This is a genomic window from Prauserella endophytica, assembly GCF_005146945.1.
Taxonomy (GTDB): Bacteria; Actinomycetota; Actinomycetes; order Mycobacteriales; family Pseudonocardiaceae; genus Prauserella_A; species Prauserella_A endophytica.
Window position 1 is genome coordinate 583,773 of record NZ_SWMS01000002.1, and the last position, 13,763, is coordinate 597,535.

Below are 13,763 nucleotides of genomic sequence, written 5' to 3' on the forward strand. Positions count from 1 at the left end.
CTGGGTAGGCCGCGGGGATGCGACGCGAAACCACCGCGCCCGCCGACGACGTGGCGACGCTGCTGCGATCCGCGGGGCTGCGGGTGACCGCTCCCCGGCGAGCGGTGCTGACCTGGCTCGACCGGCATCCGCACGCGACCGCCGACGCTGTCCTGGCCGGCGTGCGCGACGAGTTGGGTTCGGTGTCCCACCAGACGGTCTACGACGTGCTGCACGCCTGCGTCACGGCCGGGCTGGTGCGCTCGGTCCAGCCTGCCGGGCACCCCGCGCGGTTCGAGCGCCGGGTCGGCGACAACCACCACCACCTGGTCTGCCAGGACTGCGGCCGCACGCAGGACGTGGACTGCGTCACCGGCGACGCGCCGTGCCTGGCACCCGTCGACGACCACGGTTTCGGGATCGAGGAAGCCGAGGTCGTGTTCTGGGGCCTGTGCCCCGCCTGCACCGAGAAGAGGAGAACGGCATGACCGAACGGACGCGCCCCTTCACCACCACGGACGCCGGCATTCCGGCCGAGACCGACGAGCACTCGCTGACCGCGGGGCCTGCCGGGCCGATCCTGCTGCAGGACGCCTACCTGATCGAGCAGATGGCCCAGTTCAACCGCGAGCGCATCCCGGAGCGTCAGCCGCACGCCAAGGGCAGCGGCGCGTTCGGCCGCTTCGAGGTGACCAATGACGTCAGCCGGTACACCAAGGCGGCGCTGTTCCAGCCCGGCGCCAAGACCGAGCTGGTCGCCCGCTTCTCCACCGTGGCCGGTGAGCGCGGCAGTCCCGACACGTGGCGGGACCCTCGGGGCTTCGCGCTGAAGTTCTACACCTCCGAGGGCAACTACGACATGGTCGGCAACAACACGCCGGTCTTCTTCGTCAAGGACCCGATGAAGTTCCAGCACTTCATCCGGTCGCAGAAACGCCGCGCCGACAACAATCTCCGCGACCACGACATGCAGTGGGACTTCTGGACGTTGTCGCCCGAGTCGGCGCACCAGGTGACGTGGCTGATGGGCGATCGCGGCATCCCGCGCACCTGGCGGCACATGAACGGCTACAGCTCGCACACCTACATGTGGGTGAACGCCGACGGCGAGCGGTTCTGGGTCAAGTACCACTTCAAGACCGACCAGGGCATCGAGTTCTTCACCCAGCACGAGGCCGACCAGATGGCGGCGGCTGACACCGACTACCACACCCGCGACCTGTTCGAGCACATCGCCGAGGGGGACTTCCCGAGCTGGACGCTCTACGTGCAGATCATGCCGTACGAGGACGCCGCGAACTACCGCTTCAACCCGTTCGACCTGACGAAGGTGTGGCCGCACGGCGACTACCCGCTGACCGAGGTCGGCCGGATGACGCTGGATCGCAACCCCACGGACAACCACGCCGAGATCGAGCAGGCCGCGTTCCAGCCGAACAACCTCGTGCCCGGCATCGGACCGAGCCCGGACCGGATGCTGCTGGCCCGCCTGTTCTCCTACGCCGACGCGCACCGCTACCGCATCGGTGGCAACTACCAGCAGCTCCCGGTCAACGCACCGGTCGTGCCGGTCAACACCTACTCCAAGGACGGCGCGATGGCCTACCGCAAGACCACGGACCCGGTGTACGCGCCGAACTCCAAGGGCGGTCCGGCCGCCGACACCGAGCGGTACGGCAGCCCGCCGACCTGGGAGACCGACGGACACATCGTCCGCTCCGCCTACGTCGACCACGCGGAGGACGACGACTGGGGCCAGCCGGGAACGATGGTCCGCGAGGTGCTGGACGACGCCGCCCGCGACCGGCTCGTGGACAACGTGGTGGGGCACCTGCTCAACGGCGTGTCCGAGCCCGTGCTGGAGCGCGCCTTCGAGTACTGGCACAACATCGACAAGAACATCGGCGACCGGATCCGCGAAGGCGTGCGGGCCAAGCAGGACGAGAAGGACCCCAAGGCCGCCGAGCAGAGCAACCCGGCGCGCCGGAGCATGCAGAAGAAGGCCTGACCTCACCCGGGTGGGTTCGCTCGAACGCATGGCGTCGGTCCTGGCGCCGTTTGCCGGTGCCCGGCCCCGACGAACCCTCCGCGTGAACGGCCGAGCAGCGGCCGGTATCAACGAGGAGGTTCGCCGTGAACATGTTCGACAAGGCCAAGGAAGCGTTCGGCAAGAACCCGGACAAGGCCGAGCAGGGCATCGACAAGGCCTCCGACGCGGCGAAGTCGAGGTTCGGCGACCACGCCGACAAGATCGACCAGGGCGCCGACAAGGCGAAGGACTACCTGCGCGGCGGCGGAGGCGACCAGCAGAACCAGCAGGGACAGCAGGGACAGCAGTAGCCCGCGCTCAGCGGCGCGCCTGCGAGGGCGCGACGCCGTAGCGCCGCCGGTACGCCGCGGCGAACCGGCTGGCGCTGGAGAAACCCCACCTGGCCGCCGCGTCGCTGACCGTCAGCGACGGATCGGCACGCAGGTCCGCGTCGGCGCGCTGCAGGCGGACTCCGATCAGGTACTCGGTCGGTGTGCGGTCGAGCCACTGGCGGAAGCCCTCCTGCAGCCGCCGCACGCTGGTGCCCGCCACGGCGGCCATCTCGCCCGCGGTCCACGGCCGGGCCGGGTCGTCGTGCAGCTGGTCCACGACGCGCCTGATCGCGCGCGGCGCAGGCAACGGGCCCGCGCCCGCGTCGGGGCAGCCGGCCAACAGCAACCCGGCGGCCACCGCGCCGGCGAGCTGCGCGCGGACCAGATCGCATTCGCCGAACAGCTCGGGATCATGCAGGTGGGTGGCGAGGCTCCCGACGAGCTGCCGCCACGCGCGGCCCCGGCCGTCGCCCAGATCCAGCTGGTCGGGCAGTCCGCCGCGGACGGTCACGCGGTCGCCGCCGAGCACCCGCTCGGCCTCGCGTTCGAACCACCCGCTGTCGAACTTGACCCCGAGCACCGTGCACGTCGCGTCCCAGTGGCTGATGAGCGACGGCGTGTCCGCGCGGAACACCGTGGCCTGCCCCGGCACGGAGGTCACCGGCCCGTACCGGCCCCGGCTCTCCAGGTGCCCGGTCAAGGGCAGGTTGATCTCGTAGGCGCCGGGGTAGTCACACGCGATCCGCACGTCGGCACCCCAGCCCACGTGGCCGACCAGCACCGGTCCCAGATCGAGCGTGCGCAGGGTCAGGCGGGGGTCGCGGCCGCCGCCGACCAGCCGCAGTTCGTGCGGGAAGTACGCCTTTGCCACCTCCCGGGAGGCCTGATCCCAGTCCCGGGGTGCGGCACTACGCCGTGCGCGCATGGTGGAAAGGGTACCTGAGAGCCAGGTCACGAACTCGCCGCGCGATCCGTGCCGGAGCCGCGCGAAGCGTGTCGCCCGGTCGGCCCGCGGCCGCTTACCTTCCCGTCCATCCCGGACAACGACGTGGGAGGACCGAGAAAGATGACGACGACCGAGCGGCCCGATCTGGCCTGGCTGAACGACGTCACCATGACCGAGCTGGAGCGCAATCCGTACCGGGCGTACGAGCGGCTGCGGGCGGAGGCGCCGCTGGCCTACGTGCCGGTGCTGGGCTCGTACGTCGCCTCGACGGCCGAGGTGTGCCGCGAGGTAGCGACCAGCCCTGACTTCGAGGCTGTGATCACGCCGGCGGGCGGGCGGACGTTCGGGCATCCGGCGATCATCGGGGTCAACGGCGACATCCACGCCGACCTGCGTTCCATGGTCGAGCCGGCTCTGCAGCCGGTCGAGGTGGACCGCTGGATCGACGACCTCGTGCGCCCGATCGCCCGCCGCTACCTCGAGCGGTTCGAGAACGACGGCCAGGCTGAGCTGGTGGCGCAGTACTGCGAGCCGGTCAGCGTGCGCTCGCTGGGCGACCTGCTCGGCCTGCAGGACGTCGAGTCCGACAAGCTCAGGGAGTGGTTCGCGAAGCTGAGCCGCTCGTTCACCAACGCCGCGGTGGACGAGAACGGCGAGTTCGCCAATCCGGAGGGCTTCGCCGAGGGCGACCAGGCGAAGGCCGAGATCCGCGCGATCGTCGACCCCCTGATCGACAGGTGGATCGAGCACCCGGACGACAGCGCGATCTCGCACTGGCTGCACGACGGCATGCCTCCTGGGCAGACCCGCGACCGCGAGTACATCTACCCCACGATCTACGTCTACCTGCTCGGCGCGATGCAGGAGCCAGGGCACGGCATGGCGTCCACGCTCGTGGGTCTGTTCTCCAGGCCCGAGCAGCTGGAGGAGGTGGTGGACGACCCGGCGCTGATCCCGAGGGCGATCTCGGAGGGGCTGCGCTGGACGTCGCCGATCTGGTCGGCCACCGCGCGCATCTCGACCAAACCCGTGACGATCGCCGGTGTCGACCTTCCCGAGGGCACCCCGGTGATGCTGTCCTACGGCTCCGCCAACCACGACACCGGGCAGTACGAGGCGCCGTCGACCTACGACCTGCACCGGCCGCCGCTGCCGCACCTCGCCTTCGGCGCGGGCAACCACGCGTGTGCCGGCATCTACTTCGCCAACCACGTCATGCGGATCGCGCTGGAGGAGCTGTTCGAGGCCATCCCGAACCTGGAGCGCGACACGCGCGAGGGCGTCGAGTTCTGGGGCTGGGGCTTCCGCGGCCCGACGAGCCTGCACGTCACGTGGGAGGTCTGAGATGGCCTTCGCGGTGAGCGTCGGCGGCCGCCGGGTCGAGTGCGCCGCCGACCAGACCCTGCTCGACGCGTGCCTGCGGGCCGGGGTGTGGATGCCGAACTCGTGCAACCAGGGCACATGCGGCACGTGCAAGCTCACGGTGCTCTCCGGCGAGGTCGACCACGGGGCGTCCCCGCTCGACACGCTCACCGAGGAGGAGCGCGGCGCCGGCCTCGCGCTGGCCTGCCAGGCCAGGCCGGTCGCGGACGTCACCGTGGGCGGCGCGCCCGAGGGCCGCACGACGCACCCGCTGCGGGATCTCACCGCCACGGTGCTGGAGGTCTCCGACATCGCCCGCGACACCCGTCGCGTGCTGCTGGGCCTGGCCGAGCCGCTGGCGTTCGAGGCGGGACAGTACGTCGAGCTCGTGGTGCCCGGCTCGGGTGCGCGGCGGCAGTACTCGCTGGCCAACACCGCCGACGAGGACAAGGTGCTCGAACTGCACGTCCGCCGGGTGCCCGGCGGTGTCGCCACCGACGGCTGGCTGTTCGCGGGGCTGGCCGCGGGGGACACCGTGGACGCCACCGGCCCGTTCGGGGACTTCCACCTGCCGCCGGAGGCCGAGGACGACGGCGGGCCGATGGCGCTCATCGGCGGCGGCACCGGCCTCGCGCCGCTGGAGGGCATCGCCAGGACGGCGCTGCGGCGGCACCCGGACCGTCAGGTGCTGCTCTACCACGGCGTGCGCGGCGCGGCCGACCTCTACGACCTGGACCGCCTTGGCGAGCTGGGGGAGGAGCACCCGAACTTCGAGTTCGTCCCCGTGCTGTCGGACGAGCCGGACCCGGCCTACCGCGGCGGCTTCCCGACCGACGCGTTCGTCGAGGACGTCGGCAGCGCGCGCGGCTGGTCGGGTTGGCTGTGCGGGCCGCCGCCGATGGTGGAGGCCGGGGTCAAGGCGTTCAAGCGCCGCCGCATGGCTCCCCGGCACATCCACCGCGAGAAGTTCACTCCGGCCGACGCGATGTGACCCGGCCGGAGGCGATCCCACTCGGTTGATCGCGACTTCCGATCGCCGGGTCGGCCGTTCCCCCTGCGGCCACGAACCGCTGTCGCGCTGAGCCCCGTTCGCGGGTGCGACTGTCCAGTCTGGACATAAGCCTACGAGCCTCGTCCAGCAGCCGTGGCTTCACTTTCGGAGCAGGAGGCTCCGTTCCAGTCGGCGGGAACCCCGACGGGGTAGGGCGCAGCGTCGAACACGCCGGTGCGCGCTGACGTCGTTGTCCTGGACGGGGGCCGCGCCGGTGACGACCAGCGCGGCGATCGTGAGTCCGGTGAGCAACATGCCCGACACTGTGCTCCCGGCGAGCCAGGGCCGATCCGCCGGGAAGCGGCTCCTTAGCCCGCGCGCACCGACGTGGCGTGCCGCAGGCCCCGTGGTGTCCACATCGGAATGCGCGGACGTTGGCGTTTGGCGTCGCCGACCGCGGGTATGCCGCTGGGGTGGACCTGACCTTGGGTCCAGCGAAGGGAGTGAGCTCGCGATGACCAAGGCCCGCGACATCATGACCAGGGACCCCGCGTGCGTTCGCACCAGCGACACCGCGCTGGACGCCGCCAAGCGGATGGCCGAGCTGGGCGTCGGCGCGCTGCCGATCTGCGGTGAGGACAACCGGCTCAAGGGCATGCTCACCGATCGCGACATCGTGGTCGAGGTGCTGGCGGAGGGCAAGGACCCGCGTGCCGTGCGGGCGGGCGACCTGGCGCAGGGTGAGGCCGTGACAATCGGCGCGGACGACGATGCCGACGAGATCTTCCGCACCATGTCCCGGCACCAGGTGCGCCGGCTGCCGGTGATCGACGGCCACGACCTCGTCGGCATCGTCGCGCAGGCCGACGTGGCCCGTGCGCTGGACGATCCGCAGGTTGGCGACCTGCTCGAGGCGATCTCGCGCTGAGGTACCCGGAGGGGATGACCGGGCCGGCCCACCGGTGGCCGACGCGGTCGATCCGGACGTGCCGCTGGACCGCGTCGGGGACGCGCGCGGTGCCGCTCGGCGAGGCGAGCCTCGGCACGCGCGAGTTCGACGTCAACGGGAGTGTGCGTGGCCTGCCCGGTGCGCGTGGCGATCCGAGGGTGGCGCTGGGGCCTTCGAGCGCTGGCCGACGTGCATCGGTCGGCTCGCCCGGAGCGCAACGGTCGCGGTGGCGTCGTGCCGGCGGGCCTCGGCGCACACCACGGTCGCGTCATGGCGGCGCGGGGCCGGGGAGGGCCGACGGAGGTCATGCCGGGCGCCCGGGTTCGCTCGACGCCGTGCCCCGGAGCGCCGCGTTCGCCTTACCCGGCGGCGAACCCGCCCCGGGGTGCTGACCGGCGAACCGGGCCGCTGGGACCTCGGCGTGGCCCGCCGCCCCGAGCGGGAACGGTGGGGCAGCTACGTGCCGACCGTGCCTCTGCGCCGCGACGTGTTTCCGCGGGTCGCCGAGACCTGGGAGTGCGACCACTGGTGGCCAGCGTGGCCGATGGCCCGGAACCCGTCGAACGGACGTAGCGAGCCTGCCACGCCGGGCGGCAGACTGGCCGGTCATGATCAGATCGACGTTCACGGGACTGCTCGCCGCCGTCGCCGTACTCGGTTTCGTCTCGCCGGCACAGGCCACCCCACGTGACCGGCCGGTCGACACCCGGCCCAGCACCGCCGAACTGGCCTGGGAACTGCACGCGCTGGAATGGCGGAGCCGGGGTGCGGTCGACGTGTCCGAGATAGGCAGGTCCAACCAGGGCAGGCCGGTGTGGAGCGCACGGGTCGGCCACGGACCGCTGCGCATCCTCTACGTCACCCAGCAGCACGGGGACGAGCCCCTCGGCACCCCGGCGGCACTGGAGTTCCTGCGGGAGACCGGCGTCGGCCAGAGCAGGTACCAGCGCTGGCTGCGCTCGCGGGTCACCGTCGACATCATCGTGCGGGCCAACCCGGACGGGCACGAGCAGAACTGGCGCTACAACTACGATCCCGACGCCCAGCCGGAGTACGGCGAGGCGGGCAAGGGCTACGACATCAACCGGTACCACGACCCGGCGGTCGCGCCGGAGGACAACCCCGCCACCGAGGCGGGACTCATCCAGGCCCACCACGCGAACTTCGACCCGGACATCGTGGTCGACTACCACATGCAGGGCCGCTACGTCGACGACGACGGCAGGGAGATCACCGCGTCGCTGATGTGGCCGACCCATCCCGGCGTCGACCCCGCCGCGGTCGCGCTGGCCAAGCAGGTCTCGGCGGTGGCGCACCGGGCGATGACCGAAGCCGGCGGGAACGCCACGCAGTATCCCGGCGGCGACTACGAGGGCATCGCCCGCAACGCCTATGGGCTGCTCGGCAAGGGCAGCGTGCTCATCGAGCTGAGCGACATGGGCGACGAGCACGAGCAGGCGCAGATCGCCTCGGCGCTGAGCTCGATGCTGGCGATCGCGCGGAGCGCCGCGGACGGCTCGCTCGGCACGGTCGATCCCGGCGAGGCGGAGCGGATCCCGCCGCGCGGTGAGCCGTTGCCGCGGGCCGCTGGCGCCCTCCTCGTGGACAGCGGCGACTGACCGGCCGAGCCCGCGGCTGACGACTGCGGTGAAGGCCACGATCACTGCGTTGATCGGGCACCGTGGCGCGGGGCGTCTCCGTTTGGGTGGTGGGGAGACGGGTGGGCGCGGGCAGGTTGGCCTTCACCGCAGTCCGGCCGATCAGGCGCTGACCTTGGCGGAGAGCTCGACCTTCTCCTCCACGGGGGGACGCGGGGACGTCCCGGTGCGGGCGTATGTGGCGTAGGGCGTGAGCCCCACGAGGTTGCCGATGCCATCGGATCACGTCGGGATCACCGTCGGCGGCCGGGCGGTGTGCGGGGCCGCCGGGGTCAGCCGAGGCGCTCGCGCAGCCGGATGTGCACGGTGTCGCCCTCGCTCTTGCCGATCGCGCGCTGGACGTCGGTCTTCACCGGCAGCTTGTGGGTGCCGTCGCCGAGCGCCATGAACGACGCGCGGAACGGGTGGCCGTCGATCGTGCCGCGGACCTTGACGAGCCCTCGGGTGCCGAAGAACTCGGCGGAGCCCGGCAGGACCACATAGGTCCAGCCGCCCTTGGCCGGGCTTTTGAGCAGAGTCGCGGTGAACTCCTTGTTCAGCGGTCCAGGGTGCTTGCCGGTCATGACGTCCTCCTCGCCGGGGGTGGAGCGCGGTTCGCTGTCGGGTCGAAGCCGGTGGCCCCCTTCTCGACATCGCCGTGGAGAAAAGTTCGTGACGCCATGGACGAGCCGAGATGGATAGTGTAGGTTCCCATTATGGATAGCTGAGGTATCCATCACTGCTTGGGAGGTCAGGTCTCATGACAACGACAGACGTTCGTCCCTCGCGTTCCCTCTCGGTCACCCGCAGGGCGGTGCTGCACTACCTCGAGATGTCGGCCGCGATGGGCCTGGGCATGGCGATCCTCGGGCCGCTGGTGCGCTGGGGCCTCGGTGCGGCGGGCTGGTCGGCCGTGTTCGAGTACACCGACGTGCGGGCAATGATCATGGCCACGGAGATGGCCGTCGCGATGGCTGCGTGGATGCTCGTGCGCGGACACAGCCTCCCGGCGGTGGCCGAGATGACCGCGGCGATGTACGTGCCGTTCGTGGTGCTCCTGGTGCCGTACTGGGCCGGGCTGATCTCCGGGGGCGCGCTGATGGGCGTCGGCCACGCCGTGATGTTCGTGGCGATGGCCTGGCTGGTCTACCGGCGCAGGCACGAGCACCAGCACGGCTGACCCCTTGCCGGCGAACCGGTCGGCGCCCACCCTTGGTCGTGATCGAACCTGGGAGGACCGGTGAACGACGACCTCTGCCGCCTCAGCGCCCTGGACCAGCTCGCGGCGCTCCGGCGACGTGAGCTCAGCGCCGAGGAACTGGTACGCGCCCACCTCGACCGCATCGACCGGCACAACCCGGACGTCAACGCGATCGTCACGCTCGTGCCGGAGCGGGCGCTGGCCGACGCGAAGGCCGCCGACGACCGCCTTGCCTCGGGTGAGGAGCCGGGCCCGCTGCACGGGCTTCCCGTCGCGCACAAGGACCTGCACCTGACAAAGGGCATCCGCACCACGTTCGGCTCGCCCTCGTTGGCGGACTTCGTGCCCGACGAGGACGACCTCGTGGTCGAGCGGCTGCGGGCCGCCGGCGCCATCACGATCGGCAAGACGAACACCCCGGAGTTCGGCGCGGGGTCGCACACCTTCAACCCGGTCTTCGGCGCCACGCGCAATCCCTACGACCTCACGCGCAGCGCCGGCGGCAGCAGCGGTGGGGCCGCCGCCGCGCTCGCCGCGGGCTTCCAGCCCATCGCCGACGGCAGCGACATGGGCGGCTCGCTGCGCAACCCGGCCTCCTTCTGCAACGTCGTCGGCCTGCGGCCCTCGCCGGGAAGGGTGCCCGGCTACCCGGCCGCGCTGGGCTTCACCCGCCTCGGCGTGCAGGGTCCGATGGCGCGCACGGTGGCCGACGCGGCGCTGACGCTGTCGGTGCTGGCGGGCCCGGACGACCGCAGCCCCATCGCGCTGACCGACCCTGGCGAGACGTTCCGCCGTCCGCTGGAGCGCGACCTGACCGGGCTGCGCGTGGCGTGGTCGCCGGACCTCGGCGGCGCGGTGCCGGTGGAGCCCGGGGTGCTGGAGGTGCTGAGCCCGCAGGTGAAGCTCTTCGAGCGGCTCGGCTGCGTCGTCGAGGAGGACTGCCCGGACTTCACCGGCGCCGACGAGGTGTTCCGCACGCTGCGCGCGTGGCAGTTCGAACAGGCCTACGGTGAGCTCGTCCAGCGCGATCCCGGGGCCGTCAAGCCGGCGCTGCGGCGCAACGTCGAGCAGGGCCGTGCGTTGACGGGACCGGAGCTCGGCCGCGCCGAGGCCGAACGCACCCGGCTCTACCACCGCGTGCGCGAGTTCTTCACCCGCTACGACGTGCTGCTGCTGCCCGTGTGCCAGGTGCTGCCCTTCGACGCCGGGCAGGAGTACCCGACCTCGGTGTGCGGCATCCCGCAGGAGGACTACCTCGGCTGGATGCGGTCGTGCTACTTCGTGTCCACAGTGGGCAATCCCGCGCTGTCCGTACCCGGCGGGTTCACCGAGGGCGGGCTGCCCGTCGGGCTGCAACTCGTCGGCCCGCCGAGGGCCGACTTCTTCGTGCTGCAGGTGGGGTACGCGTTCGAGCAGCTCACCGGGTACGGCGGGCGCGCTCCCGCACTCAGCTGACCGGGTCCCGGTCGGCGACGTGCACGGCCCGCCCGTCCTGGTAGACGGCCAGGACGCGCTTTCCGAGGTCGTGCACGTCGAGCGGGTCCCCGTCGACGACGACGAGGTCGGCCCGCTTGCCGGGGGTGAGGGAGCCCAGCGTGGCGTCGAGCCCCATCAGCTCGGCGGCCGACAGGGTCGCCGCGTGCAGCGCGTCGGCCGGGGTGAGGCCGTGCTCGACGAGCAGTTCCAGTTCGAGGAGGTTCTCGCCGTGCGGGTAGAGGGGAGCGTCGGTGCCCATCGCGATCCGCACCCCGGCCTCGACGGCGCGCCGGACGCTGTTGTCGCTCGGCGCCTGGATCTTCTCGACGATGTGCTCGGGGTAGGGGACACCGGCCTCGATCGCCTGCCGCAGGCCGACTCCCGCGCTGAGCGTCGGAACGAGCCATGTGCCGCGGTCGGCCATCATCGCGAGCGTCTCGTCGTCGAGGAAGTGGCCGTGCTCGATCGAGCGGACCCCGTTGCGCACGGCGGCCTTCGCGCCCTCGCCGTGCGCGTGCGCCATGACGTGCAGCCCGGCCGCCGCGGCCTCGGTCACCATCATGCTGATCTCGTCGTCGCGGAAGTGCGGGATCCGCGGCCCCGCTCCGCTCGACACGACCCCGCCGCTCGTGGCGACCTTGATGACGTCCGCGCCCGCGCGCACGAGTTCCCTGATCTTGCGACGGATCTCCTCCGGCCCGTCCACGATCACGGGCGGACGGCCCGGGTGCGGCGGGAGCAGGTCCAGCACACAGGTCGACGGCCACCACGGATCGCCGTGCCCGCCGGTCTGGCTCAGCATGTTGAGCGAGAGCTGCATCCGGGGCCCGGGAATCAGGCCGCGTTCCCGCGCGACCCGCATGCCGAGGTCGGCGCCCGCGGCGTCGCGGACGGTGGTGACGCCCGCGGCCAGTGTCTTCGCCATGTTCAGGGCGCCCTCGTAGAACTGGAGCGAGAACGGCTGCTGCGCGCTCTCGACGATGTCCGAACCGGTCATCGTCAGGTGCACGTGGCAGTCGATCAGTCCGGGCAGGACACCACGGCCGGCGCAGTCCACCTCCTCGTCGCCGTCGAGGCCGGTGCCCACGTCGACGATCCAGCCGTTCTCCACCGCCACGTCGGCGGGAGCGGCGGTCCGGGACACCGCGTCGAACAGGGTGCCGCCGCGGAAGACGGTGCGCTTCATCGCTGAACTCCACTCAAGGTCTCGGCGCCGGGTTCACCGCTCGGCGCCTTCCGTTCGGTCTGCCTGCGGATCAGGGGAGTGACGGCGAGCAGCAGCAGCGCGATCACGACCGCGCCGGCGCCGAGCAGGCCGAAGTAGGCCGCCGCCGAACCGGCGTCGTAGAACTTGACGAGCTGGGCGCCGATGCCCTGGCCCGCGGCGTTCGAGGACAGCCACAGGCCCATCGTCTGCGTGGCGAACGCGGCGGGCGCGAGCCGCGCCGTCGCGGAGAGCCCGATCGGCGAAAGGCACATCTCGCCGATCGTCACCACCGCGAGGCTGGCGACCAGCCAGAGCGGGTTGGTCTGCCCGCCACCCAGCGCGGGCAGCACGAGCAGCAGGTACGACAGGCCCGCGATGGCGAGGCCCACGGCGAACTTGTGGGCCGGCGACGGTGGCCGCGTGGACCGGTCGAGCCGCAGCCACAGCACCGCGAACAACGGCGTCAGGACGATCAGCACCAGCGAGCCGACCGACTGGAACCATGACGCCGGGATGGTGAACCCGAGCGCACCCAGGTCGGTGCTCTCGTCGGCGTATTGAGCGATCACCGTCGCGCCCTGCTCCTGGATGCACCAGAAGGCGACCGCGGCGACGAACATCGGGATGTAGCCGCGCACCCTCGCGCGTTCGACGGCGGTGGTCCGCCCGCTGCGCAGCATGACCGTGAAGTACGCGGCCGGAACGGCGATCGCGACCACGCTGATGAGGTTCACGACCCCGCCCGCGTCGAGCGTTCCCGTCGCCACGGTCCCGACGATGATCGCGACGAGCGCCGCGATGCCCGCGAGCACGCCGGCCAGCCGCCCACGCGGAACCTCCCGCAGCCGCAACGGGTTCTTCGGGCGGTCGCTGAGCGGGCTCAGGTGCCGCTGCGTGCGGACGTACACGATCAGGCCGACCGCCATGCCGACCGCCGCGATCCCGAATCCGAGGTGGTAGTCGTACGTCTGGCCGACCGTGCCGACCACCAGCGGAGCGGCCACGGCGCCCACGCTGATGCCCATGTAGTAGATGCTGAAACCGGAGTCGCGCCTCGGGTCGTCCCGGGCGTAGAGGTCACCGACGGATGAGGAGATCGTCGGCTTCAGCAGCCCGGTGCCGCTGGCGATGAAGATCATCGACGCGAACAGCGCACCAGCGCCGGCCGGGATCGCCAGGCAGATGTGCCCGCACATGATCAGGACGCCGCCGAGCAGGGTCGCGCGCCGGTCGCCGAGCAGCCGGTCGCTGATCCAGCCGCCGAGGATCGCAGCCAGGTAGGTCGCGGAGCCGTAGACCGCGATGAGGGACCGGGCGTCGGCGGAGTCGATCCCGAGCCCGCCGTCCAGCATCCGGTCGGTCATGTAGTACAGCAGCAGCGCCCGCATGCCGTAGTAGGAGAACCGCTCCCACGCCTCGGCGAAGAACAACCCCACCAGGCCGCGGGGCTGGCCGAAGAACGCGCGATCCGTATCCGTACTGCCCATCCCACCGCACCCTTCGGCCAGACCCGTGATTGGCAGCAGACGATACATCTGCCCTATCGGGTGATCAATAGACGATTCGGCGGCGATCGATGGACTCGGTCGCTGTTACGGTCTTCGGTACCTGAGTGTGCGTGCTATTCGGCGATCGAACCGGGATGCGTTAGGTT

Annotated in this window: 13 protein-coding genes; 9 read left to right on the forward strand and 4 right to left on the reverse strand. The window is 71.4% G+C overall.

Features of this window, described 5'->3' with window-relative positions; genetic code table 11:
- The first annotated feature begins 17 nt into the window (after positions 1–17).
- The 3 genes from FCN18_RS06620 (at position 18) to FCN18_RS06630 (ending at position 2,319) form a co-directional block, all read left to right on the forward strand.
- Positions 18–467: a Fur family transcriptional regulator gene (locus FCN18_RS06620; RefSeq protein WP_112270214.1), complete on the forward strand. Its 450-nt coding sequence runs from the start codon at positions 18–20 to the stop codon at positions 465–467.
- A complete protein-coding gene (locus FCN18_RS06625) occupies positions 464–1,987 on the forward strand; it encodes a catalase (protein WP_112270216.1) in 1,524 nt (507 codons plus the stop codon). Before FCN18_RS06620 ends, FCN18_RS06625 begins: the two co-directional genes overlap by 4 nt.
- A 131-nt stretch (positions 1,988–2,118) precedes the next feature.
- A complete protein-coding gene (locus FCN18_RS06630; protein ID WP_407675768.1) occupies positions 2,119–2,319 on the forward strand; it encodes an antitoxin in 201 nt (66 codons plus the stop codon).
- A 7-nt stretch (positions 2,320–2,326) separates the two neighbouring features.
- On the opposite strand, the gene FCN18_RS06635 is transcribed toward FCN18_RS06630, so the two are convergent.
- Entirely contained in the window at positions 2,327–3,265 is a 939-nt protein-coding gene (locus FCN18_RS06635) for a helix-turn-helix transcriptional regulator (RefSeq protein WP_112270220.1), read from the reverse strand.
- A 141-nt stretch (positions 3,266–3,406) separates the two neighbouring features.
- On the opposite strand from FCN18_RS06635, the gene FCN18_RS06640 reads away from it, so the two are divergent.
- The 4 genes from FCN18_RS06640 (at position 3,407) to FCN18_RS06655 (ending at position 8,207) form a co-directional block, all read left to right on the forward strand.
- The gene (locus FCN18_RS06640; protein WP_112270222.1) at positions 3,407–4,630 is read left to right on the forward strand and encodes a cytochrome P450; all 1,224 of its coding nucleotides are present in this window, start codon (positions 3,407–3,409) and stop codon (positions 4,628–4,630) included.
- Between the two features lies 1 nt (position 4,631).
- Positions 4,632–5,639, forward strand: a complete 1,008-nt coding sequence (locus FCN18_RS06645) for a 2Fe-2S iron-sulfur cluster-binding protein (RefSeq protein WP_137093839.1) — start codon at positions 4,632–4,634, stop codon at positions 5,637–5,639.
- Between the two features lie 514 nt (positions 5,640–6,153).
- Positions 6,154–6,567: a CBS domain-containing protein gene (locus FCN18_RS06650; RefSeq protein WP_112270226.1), complete on the forward strand. Its 414-nt coding sequence runs from the start codon at positions 6,154–6,156 to the stop codon at positions 6,565–6,567.
- 629 nt (positions 6,568–7,196) lie between these two features.
- Positions 7,197–8,207, forward strand: a complete 1,011-nt coding sequence (locus FCN18_RS06655; RefSeq protein ID WP_137093842.1) for a M14 family zinc carboxypeptidase — start codon at positions 7,197–7,199, stop codon at positions 8,205–8,207.
- A gap of 311 nt (positions 8,208–8,518) precedes the next feature.
- Here the strand turns inward: FCN18_RS06655 and FCN18_RS06660 are convergent, their stop codons facing one another.
- Positions 8,519–8,809 (reverse strand): DUF1905 domain-containing protein, encoded by a 291-nt coding sequence (locus tag FCN18_RS06660; RefSeq protein ID WP_112270230.1) that lies wholly within the window; start codon positions 8,807–8,809, stop codon positions 8,519–8,521.
- Between the two features lie 176 nt (positions 8,810–8,985).
- Here FCN18_RS06660 and FCN18_RS06665 point away from each other — a divergent pair, with 176 nt between their 5' ends.
- Together FCN18_RS06665 and FCN18_RS06670 are read left to right on the forward strand one after the other, a co-directional pair.
- Positions 8,986–9,405 carry a hypothetical protein gene (locus tag FCN18_RS06665; RefSeq protein ID WP_137093844.1) on the forward strand — a complete coding sequence of 140 codons (420 nt, stop codon included), beginning with the start codon at positions 8,986–8,988 and terminating at the stop codon, positions 9,403–9,405.
- 60 nt (positions 9,406–9,465) lie between these two features.
- Positions 9,466–10,881: an amidase gene (locus FCN18_RS06670; RefSeq protein ID WP_137093846.1), complete on the forward strand. Its 1,416-nt coding sequence runs from the start codon at positions 9,466–9,468 to the stop codon at positions 10,879–10,881.
- Here FCN18_RS06670 and FCN18_RS06675 read toward each other — a convergent pair.
- Both FCN18_RS06675 and FCN18_RS06680 read right to left on the reverse strand, forming a co-directional pair.
- Entirely contained in the window at positions 10,874–12,088 is a 1,215-nt protein-coding gene (locus FCN18_RS06675; protein ID WP_137093849.1) for a metal-dependent hydrolase family protein, read from the reverse strand. The genes FCN18_RS06670 and FCN18_RS06675 overlap by 8 nt on opposite strands.
- The gene (locus tag FCN18_RS06680; protein ID WP_137093851.1) at positions 12,085–13,596 is read right to left on the reverse strand and encodes a peptide MFS transporter; all 1,512 of its coding nucleotides are present in this window, start codon (positions 13,594–13,596) and stop codon (positions 12,085–12,087) included. The genes FCN18_RS06675 and FCN18_RS06680 overlap by 4 nt, the downstream gene beginning before the upstream one ends.
- Between the last annotated feature and the right edge of the window lie 167 nt (positions 13,597–13,763).